Consider the following 22,492-nt stretch of genomic DNA (forward strand, 5'->3'; position numbering starts at 1 on the left):
GCGCATATGAACGACGCAGCGACTCAGCACGACAACCCGGCCGACAACAAGGCGGACACCCCGACCCTGCGGGCCTTCGCGCTGCTCGAATATCTCGTCGCCGCCGACGCTCCCGTCTCGCTCGCGGACATGGCCCACGACATTCAGATGCCGAAGGCATCGCTGCATCGCATGCTTGGCTCGCTCGAAGCCGGCGGGCTGGTGATTCGCGAGCCCGGCCAGAAGAATGCCTATGTGATCGGTCCGCGCCTGGCGCAGTTGAGCCTGGGCGTGATGATGCAGGCAGGCGCACGCCGCATGCGACATGCGATTCTCGGACGCCTCGTGGCCGATCTCGGCGAGACCTGCAATCTCACGATGCTTCACGAAACCGAGGTGCTTTACCTCGACCGCATGGAAGCGCCGTGGCCGTTGCGTCTCGATCTGAAGCCCGGTTCCCACGTACCGGCGCACAGCAGCGCGAGCGGCAAGCTGTTGCTCGCGATGATGCCGCGCGAGCAGCGCGGCGCCCTGTTGCGCGCCATGAAGCTGCAGCGCTTCACGCCGAACACGCTGACCGATCCGGAACTGCTGGAGAGCGAACTCGATCGCATTGCGCATAAGGGCATTGCGGTCGACAACGAGGAGTTCGTGCTGGGCATCGCCTGCGTGGCAGCGCCCGTCCTCAAGGAAGACGGCACCTGCATTGCCGCCGTGGCCGTGCATGCGCCGGTCTCGCGCACCTCGTTGTCCAAGGCGATGGAATTCGTGCCGCGCCTGCAGGAAGCCGCGAAGGAACTGGCCGGAACGTTCTGACGCGTCAGGCCTTCTCTTTCTCCCGCTCCGCTTCCGCCTTCTTCGCCAGCGCCTCGATCTTGCTTGCCCGCTGCCAGTCGAGCAGCGGTGCGAGCGCCGTTGCGGTCTCGCGCAACGTCGGCACCATACCCAGCAGTTGCTCCAGCGTGACGCGCGCCGTCGGCCCATGCACGGCGAGCACCGCGCGAATGTGGCCGTCTTCCGGCGCCCGCACGGGAACGCCCACGGCCACCATGCCGCGCACGAACTCCTCGTTGTCGATGCCGATGCCTCGCGCCGCCAGCCGATCCAGCTCGGCTTCGAGCAAGCTCACGTCGGTGATCGTGCGCGGCGTCATGCGCTTGAGCGTCAGTCGCGAGAGCACCGCGCGTCGCTCGGCCGCCGGCATTTGCGAGAGGAACAGTTTGCCGCTCGCCGTGCAGTGCAACGGCACGCGCATGCCCGGGTGCATCTGCATGCGCAGCGGTTCGTTGGTCTCCACACGCTCGATGTAGAGAATTTCGTCGCCGTCGAGGGCCGTCAGATTGACGGTCTCTCCCACCCGGTCAACCAGTGCGCGCAACAGTGAGCGCGCGGCACGGGTGAAATTGTTGTTGGCGAGCGTGACGAGCGCCAGCCGCGCGGCGCGCGGCCCGAGCGACAGACCGCGTTCGGAGCCACGCGAATCCGGCACGTGCGAAACGTAACCGCAAACTTCGAGCGCCTCGATCAGACGCATGAGCGTGGCCTTCGGAATCGACAAGCGAGTGGCGAGTTGCGACAGGGTGTACGGTTGCCCGGCCATCGCCAATCGCTCGATGACGGCGAGCGCGCGCAAATTGCGCGCCTCCTCGCTCGCCCGCAAATCCCCGTCGTCCAGCGTCACCGTCTCGCGCATAGCGCCTCCCAGGCCCGTCGCCCAAACACCGTCGCACGCAATAAAAGAAACAAAATATACCAATTTTTTAACAATCATCAGCCTCGGGATAACCCGCGACGAGCGCGGACAGCGCGCGTCCGACGCCCGCTACGAGGGTTGTCGCATCGGCTTCGCCACCCTAGTAAAACCCCGCAGATGCGGCGCAGCAATTGCCTTTTTCTGAGACAGCAAGCGCGAAATCCGTTTCAATTCGCCCGCGCTCGCCGAATTTTCCTTGGCATTTTTGCGGTGCTCGTCGACATTGGATCGAAACAATCCGAAACGAATCGTTTCATCCATTCGACGAAGTACGAGGCAGGAGGCAGGCGGTATGGAACATGAGGTCGACTATCTGATCGTCGGTGCGGGCTCGGCAGGCTGTGTGCTTGCCAACCGCCTGAGCGCGGATCCCGCGAACCGGGTGCTGCTGCTCGAAGCCGGCGGCGCCGATAGCAATCCATGGATTCACGTTCCGGTCGGCTATTTCAAGACGATGCACGACCCGGCGCTGGACTGGTGCTATCGCACCGAAGCGGACGCGAACGTCGCGGGCCGCCGTATCGACTGGCCGCGCGGCAAGGTGCTCGGCGGTTCCAGTTCGCTCAACGGCCTGCTGTATGTGCGCGGCCAACGCGAGGACTACGATCACTGGGCCGCGCTCGGCAACCACGGCTGGCGCTACGCCGACGTGCTGCCGTACTTCCGCAAGTCGGAGGATCAGGAGCACGGCGAGAGCGAATACCACGGGGTCGGCGGCCCGCTCAAGGTCTCCGACCTGCGGCTGCGCCGTCCCATCGCGGAGCATTTCATTGCCGCCGCGAAGGACATCGGCATTCCCTTCAACCCGGACTACAACGGCGCGACGCAGGAAGGCGTGGGCTACTTCCAGCAAACGGCCTTCAGGGGCTTTCGCTGGAGCACCGCCAAAGGCTTCCTGAAGCCCGTGCGCGATCGCCGCAACCTGATTGTCGAGACCCGCGCGCAGACCTGCCGCGTGTTGTTCGAGGGCAGGCGCGCCGTGGGTATCGAGTATCTGCAGAACGGTCAGCGCAAGAAGGCCCGCGCCCGCATCGAAGTGATTCTCGCGGCAGGCGCCATCGGGTCGCCACAGTTGTTGCAGAACTCCGGCGTGGGCCCGACCACCGTGCTGGCCAAGGCTGGCGTGGCGCTGCGTCACGCGCTGCCCGGCGTCGGGATGAACCTGCAGGACCACCTGCAAGTGCGCCTGGTGTTCAAGACGCGCGAGCGCACGCTCAACGACGAGGTCAACAATCCGCTGCGCAAAGCGCTCATCGGACTGCAATACGCGCTGTTCCGCACCGGCCCGCTCACGCTGGCCGCGAGCCAGGTGACGATCTTCACGCGTTCGCGCCCCGGTCTGACGCGCCCAGACATCCAGTTCCACATGCAGCCGCTCTCGGCCGACAAGCCGGGCCAGGGCGCGCATCGCTTCTCGGCATTCACGTCGTCCGTGTGTCAGTTGCGCCCTTTCAGCCGTGGCAGCGTGGAAATCGTCTCGAACGATCCGCTGCAATACCCGGCGATTCACGCCAACTATCTGTCCGACGAACGCGACCACCGCGTGGTGATCGACGGCATCAAGGTCGCGCGCCGCATCGCTGCCGCGCCGTCGCTGGCGCCCCATATCACGAGCGAGTTCATCCCTGGCGCGCAGTACCAGAGCGACGACGAACTGCTTGCGGCGGCGCGGCAGTTCAGCCAGTCGATCTACCACCCGGCGGGCACCTGCAAGATGGGGCATGACGCCATGGCGGTGGTGGACGACCGCCTGCGCGTTCACGGTCTCGCGGGGCTGCGCGTCGTGGACGCATCGATCATGCCCGAGCTGGTCTCGGGCAACACCAATGCACCGACCATCATGATTGCCGAGAAAGCGGCCGACATGATTCTCGAAGACAGAAAGCAGGCGTCGGGCATGCAGGAAATCCGCGGCAGCGAGGAGGCGCCGGCGGAGGTGGCAAACGTTGCGGTAACGGTTTAGCCAGGAATGTTCGCGTCAGCCCAACACCATTACAAGATCCGGAGACTTCCATGAATGCATCGACCCAGACCGACGCGCGGCAGATGCGCCGTGTCGTCGTCGCCAGCCTCATCGGCGCCACCATCGAGTGGTACGACTTTTTCCTCTACGGCGTTGTCGCCGGCATCGTCTTCAACAAGCTGTACTTCCCGTCGGGCGACCCGCTCATCTCGACGATGCTCGCCTACGGCACGTTCGCCGTGGGCTTTCTTAGCCGGCCGCTGGGCGGCGTGATATTCGGGCACTTCGGCGACAAGCTCGGACGCAAGAGCATGCTCGTGATGACACTCACCATCATGGGGATCGCCACGATGCTCATTGGCCTGGTGCCCACCTACGCGCAGATCGGCATCTGGGCGCCGGTGCTGCTGCTCCTGCTTCGCGTGCTGCAGGGCATCGGGCTCGGCGGGGAATGGGGCGGCGCCGTGCTCATGGCGTTCGAATTCGCGCCGAAGGAAAAGCGCGGCTACTACGCGAGCATCCCGCAAGTCGGCCTCGCCCTCGGCCTGTGTCTCGCCTCGGGCGTCGTCGCGGTGCTCTCTTACACCCTGACCAATGCGCAATTCCTGGCGTGGGGCTGGCGTGCGGCGTTCTTCCTGTCGGTCGCGCTCGTGGCCATCGGCATGTACATCCGCCTGAACGTGATGGAGACGCCTGAATTCTCGAAGATCAAGAAGGCCGGCGCCGAAATCAAGATGCCGATCGCGGAGGTGCTCACGCGCAACACGGGCAACGTGCTCGCCGGCATGGGCGCGCGCTTCATCGACGGCGTGTTCTTCAACATCTTCGGCGTGTTCTCGATCGCGTATCTCACCCAGACGCTCAATCTCTCGCGAACGGAAGCGCTCACCGGCGTGATGGCCGCCGCGTTCGTGATGATCTTCACGATCCCCTTCTTCGGCAAGCTCTCGGATCGCATCGGACGCACGCGCATCTACTTCTGGGGCTCGCTCGCGACCGGTCTGTCGTCGTTCGCCGGGTTCTGGCTGATGAAGGCGAGCGGGGGCAGCGTGATGCTCGTCTGGCTGTCCATCGTGATTCCGCTGGGCGTCATCTACGCGTCGATCTATGGCCCGGAAGCGGCGCTCTTCGCCGAGCTGTTCGACGCCAAGGTGCGCTACACCGGCATCTCGTTCGTCTACCAGTTCTCGGGCATCTTCGCGAGCGGCCTCACGCCGGTGATCGCCACCTATTTGCTGCAGAAGAACGGCGGCGACCCCTGGATGATCTGCATCTACGTGCTCTGCTCGGGTCTTGTCAGCGCGCTATCCGCCGCGTGGATCGGCAGCCGCAAGCGCCGGCAGCAGGTGTGGCATGGCGCCGGCGCGACGGAGCACTCGTGAGCCGTCGATGAGCGCCCGTGAGATGTGAGGCATCGGCGCGAAGCACGAAGCACAAAAGCCACCAACGCGTAAAGGGCGTGTCCTGTAACGGGACACGCCCTTTGTCATTTGTCCTTTGCCGTGCCCATGGTCGATCTCGTGCGAAGATACGGGGTTCACGTGTGCCGCGAGCGCGGTTGCTTTGCAGTGCATAGCATTGCGGCACCTGTGGCACGTGTGAACGCCATTGCCCCCCACTCTCCGGCCCGCAGGACAGCATGCAGCGAGATCCGTCGCCCGACGACATTTTGGAAACGTTGGCCGCCCCGGCCACGACGATCGGCTCGGCCGAGGACGAACCCGACCGTCCCGGCCCACTCTCCGAGGCGTCGCTGCTGGGCGCACCGCCCACGCCGCCCGGTCCGGCGCCCGCCGATGCCGTGCCGCTGCCCATCAGCATCTACCCGGCGCTCCTGGGGATTCTGCTGGCCTATGGCGTACTCGTGGTCGGCAACGGCCTGTTCGTCACCGCCGTGCCCTTCCATGCACTGAAGTTCGGCGCATCGACACTGTCCATCGGCGTGATCCAGTCGTGCTACTACGGCGGCTTCCTGCTCGGCGCGTTCTACAACCGTACGCTCATCGAGCGCATCGGCCAGCATCGGGCCTTCGTGGCGTTCACCGCCCTCGCGGCGCTGTTCGTGATGGGATTCGCAGTGAGCGAATCAGTGCCGATGCTGTGTCTGCTTCGGCTGGGCACCGGCTTTGCCCTCATGGGCATGTACACCACGGTCGAGAGCTGGCTCAACGGCTCGGTGCCCAATACCATGCGCGGGCGCGTGTTCGGCTCCTACCTGACGATCAACTACCTCGCCGTGAGCGCCGGTCAGTTTCTGCTCAACGTGGGCGAGGCGGGCAGCGAGGGCCAGCTCCTGCTCGTTGCGGGTCTGTTCGTCGCGGCCATTCTGCCCATCACGCTCATGCAAGGCTGGCCCACGCGCGTGGCCGACGAACGGCTCGTCAAGCAGCCCGCCGTCAGCCTGTTCGACAGCGTTGCGGAGATGGCGCGTGCCACGCCGATCGCCATCCCAGGCTGCATTCTGGCGGGGTTCCTGTACAGCGCCTTCTACGCGATCATGCCGATCTACCTCACCCGCATCGGCTTTTCCATCGGCAGCCTGTCGACGCTGATGGGCGTCGCCCTGTTCGGCGCGCTGCTCATGCAATGGCCAGTGGGACGCCTGTCGGATCGCATGGACCGGCGCACCCTGTCGCGCCGGCTGGCGCTCGCGGCCGCGGCGTTCTGCGTGCCGTTGATCGTCATTCAGGCGCATTGGCTCGTGTTCGTGCTCATGTTTCTCTTCTCCGCCGCCAACTTCACACAGTACGGGTTGATCGTCTCGCACGTGAACGACCGGACCGAGCCTGAACGGCGCGTGGCGGTCAGCGCCACGCTGCTCATCCTGTTCTCGGTCGGCGGCATCCTCGGGCCGATGATCGCGTCGGTATTCGTGACCCTGCTCGGCCCCGGCGGGCTGCACGTCTTCAATGTCGCCTGCGCGCTCGCGCTGGCTCGCGTGGCACGACGCGCACAGATGCTCGCACCCTGATCGGACGCCCGGCGATGATGGGCGCCCACGGGCGCCCACGAGCGATGCGGACGGTGCCACGCAAGCCGCGGTACTACGCCCCACGGGCATGAAGGCGCGGAGGGCGGCGCCAGGCCCCACCTTGGTGCGCTCGCGCCGCGGTGTGGTGCGATGCGTCACAACACCGGCGAAAAATCGCGGACAATAGCGCGGGCGTCGCCGGACGCCTTTGAGCACGGTTCTTGCTCACCTATTCTGTACATAACACTGACGCCCCCGCGCCCGCTTCCACCATGCACATGACAGATCTCGACGCCCCTGGCCTGCTGCCCCCCCGCATGACGGCGGCCGACGACGGCCGGCGCATCGTCATCTACGGCGACTTCACGATTTGCAGCGTCTTTCAGCCCGTATTCTCGGTGTCGCACCGGCGTGCCATCGGCTATCACGCCTCGCTGCGCGCGCACGACGCCGAGGGCCGACACGTGCCGTCTCACGAAGTGTTCACGCTGGCGGCGCGTCACGGCGACATGCTGGAGCTGGGCCGGCTCGCCGAATCGCTGCATCTGGGCAACTTCCACGAATTCGACAGCCGCGACGCGTGGCTCTTCCTGAACCTGCATCCGGCCGCGCTGATGGATACCGTCTACGGCGACGCGCTCATCGCCACGCTCAAGGCCACGGGTCTGTCGCCGCAGCGCGTGGTGCTCGAAGTGCCGGAGCAGGCCGGTGGCGACACACCGCGCTTCGGCGCCATCGTGGGCAGTCTGCGCAAGGCGGGATTCCTGATCGCGCTGGGCGGTTTCGGGGCGAAGCATTCCAACATCGACCGGGTGTGGGATCTGCGTCCGGATATCGTGGTGCTCGACCGGGGCATTCTCGCCCAGGCCGCGGAGCAGACACATCTGGCGCGGGTACTGCCCGGGCTCGTGTCGCTGCTGCACGAATCGGGGCAACTCGTGATGATGGGCGGCCTCACGTCCGATCGCGAAGCGCTGATCGCGCTGGAGTGCAACGTCGACTTCGTGCAGGGGCAATATTTCGCGGCGCCTGACGTCGACCCGGTGCCGCCCAAGGTCGCCGCCGAGCGCATGGACGCCCTCTCGTCGTCGCTGCGCACGCAGCTGGTCGAGCGCGAGCGCGCCGAGCATGCGCGCCTGGCGCCGTACGTGGCCGGCATCGAGGCCGCCGCCGCCCGTATGGCACAGGGCCAGGATCTGCGCACCGCCACGCACGAGCTGCTGGCACTGCCCGACGCGGCACGGTGCTTCCTGCTCGACGCCGCCGGACGGCAGATCGGCGACAACGTGCTGCCACACAGCCATTCGTCGCAGCGTGCCAAGCGCTTTCGCCCGCTGCTGCATTCGGAAGGCGCGAACTGGGCGCGACGGCCGTACTTCATCGAGGCCATGCGCGCGCCCGGCGAAGTGCATTTCACCCCGCCCTATCTCTCCATCAACGAAGCGCACCTGTGCGTGACGGCGTCGATTGCGTCGCCTGCGAAGCAAGGGCTGCACGTGCTCTGCGTCGACATCAACTGGTAGCGCGCGAAATGCTGCCGCCTGAGAGCGGCAGCACGACGCGCGTTGCCGCCGCTCAGGCGGCGCGCTGCACCTGGTAACGTTCGAGCCAGTGCGCGTAAGGCGCCGGCAGCACCCACGACGGACGCGCCACATCGAGTTCGAGCGCGGCGTGATACGGCCAGTGCGGATTGGCGAGCAGCGCACGTCCGACCATTACGAGGTCCATCTGGCCGTCCGCCACCACGCGCTCGGCCGCGTGCGGATCGTCGATCCCCCACGACGACGCCACGGCAATGCCGGCCTCGCGCTTCACACGCTCGGCGATCGGCGCGAGAAACGCGGAGCCCCAGGGAATCTTGGCGTCAGGCGTCGAAAAGCCCACGCTCACGTTGAGCAGATCGAGGCCTCCCTCGCGCATCTGACGCGTCAGCGCAATCGACTCGGCGAGAGTCTGCTCGTCACGGCCGTCGTACTCGATCACACCGAAACGCGCGGTCAGCGGCAGATGCTCGGGCCACACTTCGCGTACCGCCGCGAGCGTCTCGAGCAGGAAGCGGCCACGACCTGCGGCGTCCCCGCCGTAGGCGTCCTCGCGGTGATTCGCATGCACCGAGAAGAAGCTCTGCGCCAGATAGCCGTGGGCGAAGTGCAACTCCAGCCACTCGAAACCGGCGGCCAGCGCACGACGCGCCGCCGCCACGAAGTCGGCCTTCACGCGAGCGATGTCGTCGAGCGTCATGGCCCTGGGCATCTTGCCCAGGTGTTTGCCGAACGCCACGGCCGACGGCGAAATCGTCGGCCAACCGCGCGGATCGTCCTCGGCGATATGGTCGTCGCCCTCCCACGGACGGTTGGCGCTCGCCTTGCGTCCCGCATGGGCGATCTGAATGCCGGGCACGGCGCCATGCGCCTTGATGGCCGATGCGATGCGCGCCATGCCGGCCGCCTGCACGTCGTTCCACAGACCGGTGCATCCCGGCGAAATGCGCCCCTCCGGCGAGACGGCGGTCGCCTCGACGATGACCAGCCCGGCGCCACCGCGCGCGAGCCCGCTGTAGTGGGCGAGATGCCAGTCGTTGGTCACGCCGTCGACGGCGCTGTACTGGCACATGGGGGGAATCGCCACGCGGTTGCGCAGCTTGACGCGTTTCAGTTCAAAGGGGGAAAACAAGGCGGACATGAAGAAATCTCGGTGGTGTCAGTGAATGCGGCGCTCGCCGCGGCAAGCCCTCGGCTCCGGCGGCGCCTCGACCGGACAGGGTCGACGCAAGCCATGGTAGCCGCATATCGCTATAATAAAAACCATCCGCACATTATCAATTTGATAACAATTCGTTATGGTCAATCCTCAGTGGCTCAAATCGTTCGCCACACTCGCGGAGCTCGGCAACTTCACCCGAACGGCCGATCGCCTGGGCCTCACGCAGGCTGCCGTGAGTCAGCACGTCAAGCATCTGGAGGAGGAGTTCGGTCCGTTGCTGGTGCGTCGGCCGCGCGCCATCGAGCTCACGCCCGGGGGGCAGGCGCTGCTCACGTACTGCCGCGAAGTGGAATGTGCGGCGCGGCATCTGCGCTCGCGACTGGACGATGCCGACGACGAGTGCGGCGAGGTGACGCTCATCACGCCCGGCAGCATCGGCCTGTACCTGTGCCCCATTCTGCTCGACATGCAGCAGGCCAATCCGGCCATGGTCGTGAAGCATCGCTTCGCGCCCGATCGCGAGGTGCTCGAAGGCGTGTTGCAGAATCACTTCGAGCTTGGCCTCGTGACATTGCGCCCTGAAGACGCGCGGCTGAGCGCCAGCCCGTTCACGCAGGAGCCGCTCGAACTTGTGGTGCCGGCAGGCGAAGACGTGCACAGGTGGGAGGACCTGAAGCGCATCGGGTTCATCGACCATCCCGACGGCGAAGCAATGTCGACGCGGCTGCTGAGCCGCCGGTTTCCCGGCAATCCGGGCGTGCGCAGTCTCCCGGGCAAGGGGTGTACGAATCAGATCAGTCTGGTGCTCGAATACGTCGCACGCGGGCTCGGATTCACCATCATTCCGCAATACGCGCGACAGGCCTTTGCGTCGCAGGATGCGATTCGCGTGGTCGACTGCGGCCCGCCGGTGGTCGATACGCTGTGGTTGATTCACCGCGCGGAATGGCCGCTCTCGGCTCGGGCGCAGCGTGCCGTTGCGCTGCTGCGCGAGCGTGTGGACGCGCCGCGCCCGCGAGCGTTCGGCGGCGAGCGCGTGCTGCAACGCGCCCGCGCCTGAGGCGCGCCTCCCCCTGCGTCGCCTCGCTCGCCTCGATCGCGCTCAGTTGCCGGCAACCACGGCGGCGATCGCCTGACCCACTTCGGTCGTGTTCGCGCGCCCGCCCATGTCGCCGGTGCGCGGACCGTCCTTGATCACCTGCGTGATCGCCGCGAGGATCGCGTCATGCGCTTCGCGGACACGCCCCTCCCCCTTGCCGAGGAAGTCGAGCATCATCGCGGCGGTCCAGATCATGCCGATCGGATTGGCGATGTTCTTGCCCGCGATGTCCGGTGCCGAGCCGTGCACCGGCTCGAACAATGAAGGAAACCGTCCTTCCGGATTCAGGTTGCCCGACGGCGCGATACCGATCGTGCCCGTGCACGCGGGGCCGAGGTCCGACAGGATGTCGCCGAACAGATTCGACGCGACCACCACGTCGAAACGATCCGGATTGAGCACGAATCGCGCGCACAGAATGTCGATGTGCTGCTTGTCCCAGGTGATGTCCGGGTACTTCGCCGCCGTCTCGGCGGCGCGCTTGTCCCACCACGGCATCGAGATCGAAATGCCGTTGCTCTTCGTGGCCACCGTCACGTGCTTGCGCGCGCGCTGCTGCGCCAGGTCGAAGGCGAATTTCAGCACGCGCTCGGTCCCGTGACGCGTGAAAATCGACTCCTGCACGACGAACTCGCGCTCCGTGCCCTCGAACATCACCCCGCCGACCGACGAGTATTCGCCTTCCGTGTTCTCGCGCACGATCAGGAAATCGATGTCGCCCGCCGCGCGGCCCGCCAGCGGCGACGGCACGCCGTCGAACAGGCGCGCCGGACGCAGATTGATGTACTGGTCGAACTCACGACGGAATTTCAGCAACGAGCCCCACAGCGAAATATGATCGGGCACCGTCTCGGGCCAACCCACGGCACCGAACAGAATCGCGTCCACGCCGTCGAGCTGCTGCTTCCAGTCATCCGGCATCATCTGGCCGTGCTTGGCGTAGTAGTCGCAGCTCGCCCATTCGATGTGACGGTACTCGAGGGGAATGCCGAAGCGCTTGCCGGCCGCGTCGAGCACCCGCAGGCCTTCGGGCATCACCTCCTTGCCAATGCCGTCGCCGGGAATCACGGCGATCTTGAACGGACGCTGAGGGCGCTGGGACGTGTCGGTCATGGTGAGTCTCTCCTGGTTTGGGGGCATTGCCAATCGTGCCCCTAGGTTATTCCATTCCATCACGGATAAAATCCCCTATTTGGTTAATCGACTATCCACGAATCGTGAACAAACCCCTGCCCGTCAATCCGAATCTCGACGACCTGCGCGTGTTTTGCCAGGTGGCGCGCCGCGCCAGCTTTTCGGCGGCGGCCGAGGCACTGGGGGTCTCGCCCGCGTATGTGAGCAAGCGCGTCGGCATGCTCGAGGCCGATCTCGGCACGCGGCTGCTGCATCGCTCGACCCGCCGCGTGGCCATCACCGACGCGGGGGAGCGCGTCTACGCCTGGGCGGAGAAAATCCTCGACGACGTGAACCATCTGATCGAAGACGTCTCCAGTACGCGGCAGTTGCCGCGCGGCACGTTGCGCGTGTCGAGCAGCTTCGGATTCGGGCGGCACGTGGTGGCGCCGGCCATGTCGCGCCTGCGCGCGCTGCATCCGCAGCTCAACGTGCGGCTCGATCTGTTCGACCGGATCGTCGACGTGGTGGCCGAGGGCTACGACCTCGACGTGCGCATCGGCGACGACATCGCGCCGCATCTGATTGCACGCAAGCTTGCCGACAACCATCGCGTACTCTGCGCGTCGGCGGCGTATCTCGACGCGCACGGCACGCCGCGTCAGTTGAGCGATCTCGCGGGGCATGCGTGCATCGTCATCAAGGAACGCGATCACCCGTTCGGCATGTGGCGCCTGCAACAGCGCGGCGAGGCCGTCTCGCTCAAGGTGACGGGGCCGCTGTCGACCAATCACGGGGAAGTGGCCGTGCAGTGGGCGCTCGACGGGCAGGGCATCGTGTTGCGCTCGATGTGGGATGTGGGCGCGCTGATCGCGCGCGGAGACCTGATACAGGTGTTGCCCGACGTCACCCAGCCGGCCAACGTCTGGGCGGTGTACCCGTCTCGCGTGGCGGCATCGGCGAAGGTGCGCGCCTGCGTGGAATTCCTCGCGGGGGAATTCCGAACGCAGGCGTGACGCGGCCGATGGCACAGGGGCGCGCCATGCTCGATTTCGCCGCGAGCGCCGTGGGGATCGCGGCGAAAACGCTTGCCGCTTACTTCAGCGTGAACGTCGCCTGGCCGACGTTCTGCGAGTCGAGTCCGATCTGCACGTTGAAATCGCCGGGTTCGGCCACGTATTGCAGCTTGGCGTTGTAGAACTTCAGCAGGCCCTCGTCGATGGTGAAGTGCACGGTGCGCGACTCGCCCGGTTTGAGCGCAATCTTCCGGAAACCCTTGAGTTCCTTGACCGGCCGAACGATCGAGGCCGCCACGTCCTGCAAATACAACTGCACCACGGTTTCCCCCTCGCGCTTGCCGGTGTTGCGCACGATCACGCTCGCATCGAGCTTGCCGCCGCGTGCGAGCGTGCCGGCCGACAGGTTGACCTTCGAGACGTCGAATGTGGTGTAGCTCAGGCCGTAACCGAACGCATACAACGGGCCGGAGTCCTCTTCGAAATATTGCGAGGTGTAGTTCGGCGGTTTGCCCGGCGTGAACGGACGGCCGATGCGCAACTGGTTGTAGTACGTGGGAATCTGGCCGATGGAGCGCGGAAACGAGATCGGCAACTTGCCCGACGGGTTGTAGTCGCCAAACAGCACGTCCGCGATCGCATGGCCGCCTTCCGTGCCGGTGTACCAGGTCTCGAGCATGGCGTCGGCGTTGGCCTTGGGCCAGTTCAGATCGAGCGGGCGACCGTTCATGAGCACCACGACCAGCGGCTTGCCGGTGGCCTTGAGCGCCTGCAGCAGCGCCAGTTGGCTGCCCGGCAGCGACAGGCTCGTGCGGCTCGACGCCTCGTGCGACATGCCACGCGACTCGCCCACGGCAACCACGAGCGTGTCGGCGCCCCTGGCGACCTGCACCGCCTCGTCGATCATCTGCTGCGGGGTGCGCTTGTCCTGCACGACCTCCGGATTGTCCCAGTCGAGGAAGTTGAGGTACTCGACCACGCGCGGGTCGTCGGTAATGTTCGCGCCGCGCGCGTACGTGACATGAGCATTCGCGCCGAGCGCGTCGCGCACGCCTTGCAGCAGGGTGACCGCCTGCCCCGCCACGCCCGCAGCCGACCAGCTGCCCATGATGTCGATCTTCGCGTCCGCCAGCGGACCGATCACGGCGACCTTGCCCGTCTTCGCGAGCGGCAGCGTGTCGTGCCGGTTTTCGAGCAGCACGATGGACTTGCGCGCGGCGTCGCGCGCGGCATCGCGATGCAGACGACTCTCGGCATTCACATCCTTCGGGTCTTGCGCGGCGGCGCCGATGCGGCGATACGGGTCGGCGAACAGCCCCATGTCGTACTTCGCGCCGAGCACCTCCCGCACGGCGCCGTCGATGTCGCGCATCGGCACCTCGCCCGACTTCACGAGATCCGGCAACTGCTTGAGGTACTGCACGTCGGCCATGCTCATGTCCACGCCCGCCTCGATGGCCAGCTTCGCCGCCTCGCGACCGTCCCTGGCCACGCCATGACGCATCAGTTCCTCGATCGCGCCGTGGTCGCTCACCGTCACGCCCTTGAATCCCCATTCGCCGCGCAGCAGATCGCGCAGCAACCATTTGTTGGACGTGGCCGGCGTGCCGTTGATCGAATTGAGCGCGATCATCACGCCCCCCGCACCGGCGTCGATCCCGGCGCGATACGGTGGCAGGTAGTCCTGGTACATGCGCATCGGACTCATGTCGACCACGTTGTAATCGCGCCCGCCCTCCACGGCGCCGTATAGCGCAAAGTGCTTCACGAACGCCATCAGGCTGTCGGGGTTGGCCGGCGACGAGCCCTGAAATCCCTGCACGCTGGCGCGAGCGCTCTGCGAAACCAGATAGGGGTCCTCACCAAACCCCTCCGACGTACGCCCCCAGCGCGGATCGCGCGAGATGTCCACCATCGGTGCGAACGTGGCGTCCAGGCCGTCGGCGCTGGCTTCCTCGGCGGCCACTCGGGCGGCCTGTTTCACGACCGACATGTCCCAGCTCGACGCCAGGCCCAGGCTGATCGGGAACACGGTGCGGTGACCGTGCACGATGTCGTAGGCGAAGAAGATCGGAATCTTCAGGCGGCTGCGCTTGACGGCAGCGTCCTGCAGCGGACGGTTGTCGGCCCGCGTGACCGAGTTGAAGGTTCCCCCCACACGGCCCGCGGCGATCTCCTCCATGAGCTTCGGCGCCGGCATGTCGGCCCCGATGCTGATCAATCGCAGTTGCCCGATCTTCTCGTCGAGCGTCATGCGCCGGATGAGGTTGTCGATGAAGGCCTGCTTGGCGGATGCGGAGGGCATGGCCACGGCCGGTTTGCCGTTGCCCGCGCCATCGGTGGCGGCGAAGGCCGAAGCGGCGCTCAGACAAGCGAGGCTGGCGGCGACGGCCAGTGCAGAGAACATTCTCATGGGATAGCGATCCAATGTGGCGCGACGACGGGCATGGAAAATACGGCTTGTTTCAACCGGCCTGCCCCGCCGTCATGTCGATTGGTGCCGAGCACGCGGGCATTCGCCAGGTGAACGACGCGAAATGCGATACTTTGCCACAATGCGTCGGGGGCGCTTGCGGAATTCGCGCGCCAAAAGTGCAACAAACCGTATCTCAAACCTGCTGCGTCCCCTCATTTTTGGAGAGATTTGTGGTTTCGCTTTCAGTTGCTCCTCTCGCTGCATCGTGGCATCGACGCGTGCGCGCCCTGGCCCCCGCACTCGTGGCGGGCGTCGCCCTGCTGGGCGCCGCGCATGCCAACGCCTTTTCCCTGGACGACGTCACCGCTCGCGCCAGGGCGCTCGCCGACAAACCCTACGCCGCGCCGGTGAGCAACCTCACCCCCGCCTTCGCGAAGATGCAGTTTGGGGATTACATCAAGATCCAGCCGCGGCGCGACGCGTTCGAATGGAACGATCAGCCCACGGCGTTCAAGCTCGGCTTCTATCATCAGGGCATGCAGTTCAGCACGCCCGTGAAGATCAACGAAATCGTCGGCAGCGGCGGCAACGCGAAAATCGACGAAATCAAGTACGACAGTCATCGCTTCGACTTCGGCGACCTCAAGCTCGACCGCAGTGCCACGCAGAATCTCGGCTATGCCGGCTTTCGCGTGCTGTATCCGATCAACGAACCCGGCAAGCTCGACGAAATCATGAGTGTGCTTGGCGCGAGCTACTTCCGCGTGATCGGCAAGGGCCAGGTCTACGGTCTGTCGGCGCGCGGCCTGGCGATCGACACGGGCCTGCCGATCGCGGAGGAATTCCCGGCGTTTCGCGAGTTCTGGATCGAACGCCCGAACGCGGGCGACAAACACCTGGTCTTCTACGCCCTGCTCGACTCGAAGCGCGCCACGGGCGCCTATCGCTTCGATCTCACGCCCGGCGAGGACTCGGTGCTGCAAGTGCAGGCGCGCGTGTTCATGCGCGACAAGGTGACCAAGCTGGGCATCGCACCGCTCACCAGCATGTTCCTCTTCGGACCGAACCAGCAGCGCGATCCTTACAACTTCCGTCCGGCGCTGCACGACTCGAACGGCCTGGCGATTCACGCGGGCAACGGCGAATGGATCTGGCGCCCGCTGAACAATCCGCGCAATCTCGCCATCAGCCAGTTCCAGGTGACGAATCCGCGCGGCTTCGGCCTGCTCCAGCGCGGACGCGACTTCTCGAAATTCGAAGACCTGAAGGACCGCTACGACCTGCGCCCGAGCGCGTGGATCGAGCCGCAAGGCGACTGGGGCAAGGGGCACGTCGAACTCGTGGAGATTCCGTCGCCCGACGAAACCAACGACAACATCGCCGCGTTCTGGACGCCCGATCAGTTGCCGCCCAAGGGCACGCCGCTCAAGGCCGACTATTCGATTCGCTGGACCATGAACGAGCGCGGCATCATCGACCGACAACTGGCATGGGTGAAGCAGACGCTGCGCACCGCCGGCGAGATTACGCAAGCCAATCTCATCCGACACTTTGACGGCAGCACCGGCCTCATCGTGGACTTCGACGGCGGTCCGCTGGCGTCGCTGCCGGCCGGATCGGTCACCCCCCAGGTGAGCGTGAGCGACAACGCCACGATCCTCGAGCAGACGCTGCAGCCCAACCCCGTGACACACGGCCTGCGCCTGAACCTGCGCGTGATGGTCAAGGATCCGGCCAAGGTCACCGAGTTGCGTGCCGCACTGATCTCCGGCGGCAAGGCCGTCAGCGAGACATGGAGTTATCAACTCCCGCCCTATTCGGTTGCCAAGCAATAAGTTGCACCCCTGCCTGAAGCGTGCGGCGGCGTTCGGTCGCCGCACACCCTCTTCCTCACGCCGGAATCCCCCCAATTAAACAGTCACTTACGTGACGTGTTTTCTCATGTAAAACCCTAGCACCCGCAATTTGCGCTTGCAGTCGACGATCATTTCGCGTTTACTGCATGCACAATATTGCATAAATAACCCCCTTCCAACCGGAAAGCGGAGGTGGGTTTCATGGGACGCGGCCGCAGAGCCCGCCCGTGAGGCTCGGCCAAGTGCCGCCGGTGTCGGTCAAGACATCCCAAGACTCTCCGCGTTTCGACGGAGGGCGGATACGTTATGGAGACTCCGCATGCGACACATCGACGTACATCATCTGGCCGACGAAGCGCGCTTCAACGGCTATCACGGCCGCATTCTGCTCTGGTGCGCGCTCATCATCATCTTTGACGGCTATGACCTCGCGGTCGCTGGCATTGCCTTGCCGTCGATCATGAAGGCGATGAACGTCGACGCCACGAGTGCCGGCTTCATGGTCAGCTCGGCGCTGTTCGGCATGATGTTCGGTGCCATCGTCATGGGCATGGTCGCGGACAGCATCGGGCGACGCAAAGCCATTGCGATCTGCGTGCTGATGTTCTCGCTCTTCACTGCGGCGGCCGGCCTCACACACGAGCCAATCAGCTTCTCCGTCACCCGTTTTTTCGCCGGTGTCGGCATCGGCGGCGTGATGCCGATCGTGGTCGCCCAGATGACGGAGTACTCGCCGCGCAAGCTGCGCGGCACGCTCGTCACGCTGATGTTCTCGGGCTATTCGGTCGGCGGCATGCTCGCCGCACTGCTGGGCAAGGGATTGATCGAGTCGTACGGATGGCAATCCGTCTTCTTCGCGGCCGCATTGCCGGCACTGCTCGTGCCGTTTGCGATGAAGGCGTTACCGGAGTCGATGCCGTTCCTGATTCGCACCGGTCGCCACGACGCCCTTAAGCAGGTGCTCGCCCGACTCGCACCCACCTACGCCGCGCAGCCCGGCGACCAGTTCGCCCTGCCCGCAACGGACCGCAAACAGGCCGCGCCGCTTTCACGCCTGTTCCAGGACGGCCGCGGCTTCAGCACGGTCATGCTGTGGGTGGCCTTCTTCATGTGCCTGTTCATGGTGTATGCGCTCAGTTCGTGGCTCACCAAGCTCATGGCGAGCGCGGGCTACAGTCTCGGCTCCGCACTCACCTTCGTGCTGGTACTGAACTTCGGCGCGATGCTCGGTGCCATTGGCGGTGGGTGGCTCGCCGACCGCTTCAACATCAAATACGTGCTCGTCGGCATGTACGCCCTCGCTGCCGTGTCGATCACCCTGCTTGGGGTGAAGGTGCCCACACCGGTGCTGTTCGTGCTGGTCGGGCTGGCCGGGGCATCGACCATCGGCACGCAGATCGTCACCTATGCCTACGCCGGTCAGTTCTATCCGATGGCCGCGCGCGGCACCGGCATCGGCTGGGCCTCGGGCGTGGGACGCAGCGGCGCCATTCTTGCGCCCATCGTGATCGGTGTGCTGGTGAGCATGTCGCTGCCGTTGCAGCAAAACTTTATGGCGATCGCCATTCCGGCGGTCGTCGCCGTGATCGCCGTGTTGCTCATCGACCACAAGAAGTCGGCCACGGTACAGCAGCAGGCAGCGGCGCAATCACGCGACACCCCGGCGCAATTCGCCAATGGCGCGGGAGAACCGGCGTGATCTCGCGCGTCAAGACCGTCTGAATCCGTAAGCGCAGTAGCGATCGCACGGCGGCGCAAAGGGGGCGCCGCCGTGAGAGAATTCGCGCCGCGGCCGTCATGGGAAAGACGGCGGCTTTCGGTGAAGCGATGCGTCGGGGCGGGGGCAGACCGACATCGCCTGATGCGTGCGCGACACACGAAAAATCATTCAACCCGAGCGCCTCAGGCGCCGTTAACCAGATATCCGTCCCAACGGACCGTCTGGAGATCCTCCCCTATGCCGCGCATTGCTCTGCTGAGTTCTCTCGTGCTGGCTGCCGTCAGCGCATCGGCCTTCGCCGGCCAACCGAATGACGCCACCGTCGTTCGACTCTCCACCCGTCAAGTCGCGACCAGCACCGCCGTGTTCGGCGGCGCGCCCGTCGCCACCCTCGGCAACGACGCCTTGCGCAATGCCCACGGCAACTTCGGTGCGAACGTGGCCGCCGGTGCGCTCAATATGCAGTCGAACCAGCTCGTGCTGGCAACCGCATCGCATGTGAGCGTCGACACCCGTCAGACGATTCGCAACGCGGCGAGCGTGACGGGCGCGACCAGCGCATCGCTCGGCGAGCGCGCGTTGATGGGCGCATCGGGCAATATCGGGGTGAACGTGGTGGCAGGCGTCGCCAACGCTCAGGCCAACGCACTGGCGATTCACTGAGCGCCACCCCGCGCCAGGTCGATTCAGAGATCGGCCGGGAAGCGGTTCTGCAAGTTGGAGAGCCAGCGCGCGACGATTTTCAATTCGGCTTCGGTGAAGTCGTCGTGCAGCAACGCGTTGAGCTCGGCGAGAATGTCGCGGGCGCGGGCCACCGCCTTGTGCCCCGCTGCCGTGATCCGCAATCGGGTGGCACGCCCGTCCTCCGCGTCGGCGCGTCGCGCCAGCAGCCCGGCGCCGACCATGCGATTGGCCAGCCCCGTCATCGACGACGGCGACAGTTGCAATGCCGCCCCCACTTCCCCCACCAGGGCATCTTCGTGACGCAGCAGGTAGAACAGCACGCCTGCCTGCGCGGCGCTCACGCTTGCCGAGTCGCCTGCGCGGGCATCGATCCACCGTTGCACGCGGCGCTGACCAACGGTGAGCAGGAAGTACAGCCGGCGATCGGCAGCCTCCTCACTGACTTTGCCCTTGCCGGGATCTCCGGCGCTCACGGCGCTCACGGCGCTCATGGCGCGCTCAGCAGGGGCGGCGGAAGGTTGGCGTTTTGGCATTCGGTCTGGTCGGATCGTGGTGATTTCATTGTGGCGGCAGGTCGCATCGCCGCAGCCGGGTCGGCCGACGTGGGTGACCACGAAGTCCCCGGCATGCCGGCGTGGGGTGGGCTCACCCGGGTTTGCGCCGACCCCGCCGACAACAACCAGTCGATGGTTTCGGGCCAAAGGAACCCGCCGGAATGTTGCCTGAAGTATCCCATATGCCCGATCGATCCGGAATCCGAACGAACCGCCGAGATTTCGCGGCGCGTCACGGGCGCATTCCGGAACCGCGACACCAGCAGTTCGATGCCCATCGGCGTGGCCCAGAGATCGTCGTCGAAACCGAGCGACAGGATCGGCGTGCGCACGCGAGCAAAGCGCGCATCCGCGTCTAACGTCGGGTCGTCGAAAAAATAGTTCGGCAGGCGGGTCCAGCGACTCCACTCGAGCAGAACCCCTGCGGGCAGGTCCTCACCGATACCCAACTTGCTGCCCGGCATGTACCCGGCAAGGCGTGCGAGCAGTGGCGCGATCCAGTGCATCAGGAGCGTGATGCGTCGTCGCTCGGGGCGATGACTCACCACGCGCATCGCCCCGACATGCGACGCGACCTGTACCGCGGCGACCAGCCGGTTCGAACTCTCGCACAACCCGATCGCGTGGCCGCCGAAACTATGGCCGACCGCGTAGCAAGGCAACGACGGATAGGCCGATGTCGCCCAGCGTGTCACGCCTTCCACGTCCAGATCGGCCCAATCGCGCATACGCGCCCGAAAGCCGCGCAGTCTGGGCGGTCGCGATCCGTCGACGCCACGATAACTGTAAGTGACGGCGATCAGGCCCCGCCGCGCGATGTGTTGCGCGAACGCGAAGTAGAGGCGCTCGGGAACGGCGGTAGCCGGATGCACGAGCACGACGCCAAGGGCTGGTAACGATTCGGGATACCAGACGTGGCCCCCCAGCGGATACCCGTCGACCGCTGGAATTTCGACGGCAAACGACGACATGACACAACTCCCCGGCGCTCGCCCTCCCAAAGGAAGATGCACGGCACCTGTCGGTTAGACAGTTTCGGAATTTATTTCGTACGCGAAGTATATTCGCAAATTTATTTCGCGCACGAAATAAATTAGAGGCGCGCTACGAGCGCGGGGAAGCGAGGGTGGATGGCGTGGCGCTCAGGGCGGGTCGACCCGTCCCGGCGCGCCACGCATGGGTTCGCGTTCGAGGCCTGATGCCTATCGAACACCGTCCAGACACGCCGGCAAGAGGGCCGCCCGCGCGCGCCGCGCGAAAGCAGGCCAGCGGCAGGCTTTGGCATCCGGACCGTCAGTGCATTCGGGAACGGAAAGCGTCACGCGCCGGGCGGGCTCGTCGAGCGAGAGCGTGGTGAGATGGCGCATCTGATGCATCGACTGGTAGACGAACTCGACCCGCACGAACGGCTCGCCCGCCGGGCTACGCCACAGACTGAAGACGAGCGCGCCGTCGGGCGGCGTGTTGTCGGGCTGATCGGGCAACTGCCAGTCGAGCTTGAGCATGCCAGCCAGATTGGCGACGTTCGTGTCATGACCGGTGAGCACGTAGACGCGATTGCCCACCGGCAACACCGGTCCACGGACCGGCGCGGGCGGCGGCGCCCCCGTTTGCTGCTCGGCGCGCGTCAGGGCGTCGAGTACCACGGCAAGCAACGGCGTGCCGTTGGTCGCCGCGAGATAAGGCGTGCGATTGAGCAGGTCCCGTCGTGCATTGCGGGCTTCAAGCAGGAGCGCCCAGTCCTTTTCGTCGCGAATCCGTCCCCACGCCACGTCGTTGTCGGGCAAGCCCTCCCCATATTGCAGCAGGAAGACTTCCGCGGCCGTCGCGGCACTGCCCAGCGCGCCGCGCAGCGTCACGCCGCTGCCGTCGCCCTCCACGCGCAGCCGGGTCGGCTCGTCTTCGAGCTTGCATCCGCCTTGCGCACCGCACGCCGGACTCCGTCCGTAGTCGAGCACTTCGCTCATGCGGGCGAGCGTCGCGGCATAGCGCTTGTTGAGCCCGGAAACGCCGTCGGGTGCGAGCCGCGCCTCGATCGCGCCGCGCGCCGCCCCCGGATCCAGCGGGCAATCGCCCGCGGCCATCGGCGAGAAGACCGCGTCATAGGTCGTGAGATCCGCCTGGTGCGCCGTACGCATCTCGCATCCCGGCGCCATGCCCTGCAGCAGCGCGTTGCCCGTCTCGCGCGTGCGCTGGTCGATGTCCGCCCATCCGTACACCGTGCCCGGTGCGGGGCAAGCGTTGTCGGGCAACACACGACGTGCGCGCAACCAGTCGCCATAGTAGCGACCCATGCGCTCGGCCAGCGAGCCACCGCGCGCCGTCAGGTAGCCGGCAGGCACGGGCCAGCCCGGCCAGGCATCAGGCGTCAGTTTGTCCAGCGGAGGATGCGCGTGCGTTGGCGAGCGCACGCCGTGCCGGCTCACGATCACCGTCGAGACCAGGGTCCAGTCGGCGGGCATGCCGTCGATGCGCGCGGCCGACTCCGGCGGCTTCGCCGCGCCCGGCGCGGGCGGCGTGGCCGTCGTGCAAGCACTCAGTACGCCGGCCACGGCAAGCGTCGCCGCGCAAGCCCGCCATCGCATGCCGCGTCGCCCAGGTCGAATGTGTTGCGCGGGCAACAGAGGCGTCAGGCACGCTCGCATGGCGAGCGCGGCGATGCGGG

17 protein-coding genes are annotated in these 22,492 nt (G+C 65.8%); 10 read left to right on the forward strand and 7 right to left on the reverse strand.

Annotated features, from left to right (window positions below; translation table 11 throughout):
* Positions 1 to 6 precede the first annotated feature (6 nt).
* Complete coding sequence (locus tag W930_RS0110670; RefSeq protein WP_048806823.1) at positions 7 to 795, forward strand: IclR family transcriptional regulator; 789 nt, start codon at positions 7 to 9, stop codon at positions 793 to 795.
* A gap of 4 nt (positions 796 to 799) precedes the next feature.
* Here W930_RS0110670 and W930_RS0110675 read toward each other — a convergent pair whose 3' ends face one another.
* On the reverse strand, positions 800 to 1,672 hold the full coding sequence (locus W930_RS0110675) for an IclR family transcriptional regulator (RefSeq protein ID WP_023597601.1): 873 nt from the start codon (positions 1,670 to 1,672) through the stop codon (positions 800 to 802).
* Between the two features lie 352 nt (positions 1,673 to 2,024).
* Between W930_RS0110675 and W930_RS0110680 the strand changes: the two genes are divergently transcribed.
* The 4 genes from W930_RS0110680 (at position 2,025) to W930_RS0110695 (ending at position 8,189) form a co-directional block, all read left to right on the forward strand.
* Complete coding sequence (locus tag W930_RS0110680; protein ID WP_023873080.1) at positions 2,025 to 3,695, forward strand: GMC family oxidoreductase; 1,671 nt, start codon at positions 2,025 to 2,027, stop codon at positions 3,693 to 3,695.
* 50 nt (positions 3,696 to 3,745) lie between these two features.
* The gene (locus W930_RS0110685) at positions 3,746 to 5,077 is read left to right on the forward strand and encodes an MFS transporter (RefSeq protein WP_023597603.1); all 1,332 of its coding nucleotides are present in this window, start codon (positions 3,746 to 3,748) and stop codon (positions 5,075 to 5,077) included.
* Between the two features lie 257 nt (positions 5,078 to 5,334).
* The gene (locus W930_RS26975; RefSeq protein WP_024788728.1) at positions 5,335 to 6,666 is read left to right on the forward strand and encodes an MFS transporter; all 1,332 of its coding nucleotides are present in this window, start codon (positions 5,335 to 5,337) and stop codon (positions 6,664 to 6,666) included.
* 272 nt (positions 6,667 to 6,938) lie between these two features.
* The gene (locus W930_RS0110695) at positions 6,939 to 8,189 is read left to right on the forward strand and encodes an EAL domain-containing protein (protein WP_023597605.1); all 1,251 of its coding nucleotides are present in this window, start codon (positions 6,939 to 6,941) and stop codon (positions 8,187 to 8,189) included.
* A gap of 52 nt (positions 8,190 to 8,241) precedes the next feature.
* Here the strand turns inward: W930_RS0110695 and W930_RS0110700 are convergent, their stop codons facing one another.
* Positions 8,242 to 9,348 carry an NADH:flavin oxidoreductase/NADH oxidase gene (locus tag W930_RS0110700; RefSeq protein ID WP_023873078.1) on the reverse strand — a complete coding sequence of 369 codons (1,107 nt, stop codon included), beginning with the start codon at positions 9,346 to 9,348 and terminating at the stop codon, positions 8,242 to 8,244.
* A 157-nt stretch (positions 9,349 to 9,505) separates the two neighbouring features.
* Between W930_RS0110700 and W930_RS0110705 the strand changes: the two genes are divergently transcribed.
* Positions 9,506 to 10,429 carry a LysR family transcriptional regulator gene (locus W930_RS0110705; RefSeq protein WP_023597607.1) on the forward strand — a complete coding sequence of 308 codons (924 nt, stop codon included), beginning with the start codon at positions 9,506 to 9,508 and terminating at the stop codon, positions 10,427 to 10,429.
* Between the two features lie 42 nt (positions 10,430 to 10,471).
* Here the strand turns inward: W930_RS0110705 and W930_RS0110710 are convergent, their stop codons facing one another.
* Entirely contained in the window at positions 10,472 to 11,581 is a 1,110-nt protein-coding gene (locus W930_RS0110710; protein ID WP_023597608.1) for a tartrate dehydrogenase, read from the reverse strand.
* A gap of 116 nt (positions 11,582 to 11,697) precedes the next feature.
* Here W930_RS0110710 and W930_RS0110715 point away from each other — a divergent pair, with 116 nt between their 5' ends.
* Positions 11,698 to 12,597: a LysR family transcriptional regulator gene (locus tag W930_RS0110715; protein WP_023873077.1), complete on the forward strand. Its 900-nt coding sequence runs from the start codon at positions 11,698 to 11,700 to the stop codon at positions 12,595 to 12,597.
* Positions 12,598 to 12,676: 79 nt separating this feature from the next.
* On the opposite strand, the gene bglX is transcribed toward W930_RS0110715, so the two are convergent.
* Positions 12,677 to 15,004: a beta-glucosidase BglX gene (gene bglX / locus W930_RS0110720; protein ID WP_024788727.1), complete on the reverse strand. Its 2,328-nt coding sequence runs from the start codon at positions 15,002 to 15,004 to the stop codon at positions 12,677 to 12,679.
* A 296-nt stretch (positions 15,005 to 15,300) separates the two neighbouring features.
* Here bglX and W930_RS0110725 point away from each other — a divergent pair, with 296 nt between their 5' ends.
* From W930_RS0110725 to W930_RS0110735, 3 genes are all read left to right on the forward strand, one after another.
* Positions 15,301 to 16,848 (forward strand): glucan biosynthesis protein G, encoded by a 1,548-nt coding sequence (locus tag W930_RS0110725; RefSeq protein WP_028730977.1) that lies wholly within the window; start codon positions 15,301 to 15,303, stop codon positions 16,846 to 16,848.
* A gap of 340 nt (positions 16,849 to 17,188) precedes the next feature.
* On the forward strand, positions 17,189 to 18,568 hold the full coding sequence (locus tag W930_RS0110730) for an MFS transporter (RefSeq protein WP_023873074.1): 1,380 nt from the start codon (positions 17,189 to 17,191) through the stop codon (positions 18,566 to 18,568).
* Positions 18,569 to 18,826: 258 nt separating this feature from the next.
* Positions 18,827 to 19,252, forward strand: coding sequence for a hypothetical protein (locus tag W930_RS0110735; protein ID WP_023873072.1), 426 nt, complete (start codon positions 18,827 to 18,829; stop codon positions 19,250 to 19,252).
* Between the two features lie 23 nt (positions 19,253 to 19,275).
* On the opposite strand, the gene W930_RS0110740 is transcribed toward W930_RS0110735, so the two are convergent.
* From W930_RS0110740 to W930_RS26985, 3 genes are all read right to left on the reverse strand, one after another.
* On the reverse strand, positions 19,276 to 19,764 hold the full coding sequence (locus tag W930_RS0110740) for a MarR family winged helix-turn-helix transcriptional regulator (RefSeq protein WP_023873071.1): 489 nt from the start codon (positions 19,762 to 19,764) through the stop codon (positions 19,276 to 19,278).
* Positions 19,761 to 20,798, reverse strand: a complete 1,038-nt coding sequence (locus tag W930_RS26980; protein WP_023597615.1) for an alpha/beta hydrolase — start codon at positions 20,796 to 20,798, stop codon at positions 19,761 to 19,763. Before W930_RS26980 ends, W930_RS0110740 begins: the two co-directional genes overlap by 4 nt.
* A gap of 231 nt (positions 20,799 to 21,029) precedes the next feature.
* Complete coding sequence (locus W930_RS26985) at positions 21,030 to 22,412, reverse strand: histidine-type phosphatase (protein ID WP_024788726.1); 1,383 nt, start codon at positions 22,410 to 22,412, stop codon at positions 21,030 to 21,032.
* Positions 22,413 to 22,492 lie beyond the last annotated feature (80 nt).

The organism is Pandoraea sp. E26 (genome assembly GCF_000681415.1).
Lineage (GTDB): Bacteria > Pseudomonadota > Gammaproteobacteria > Burkholderiales > Burkholderiaceae > Pandoraea > Pandoraea pnomenusa.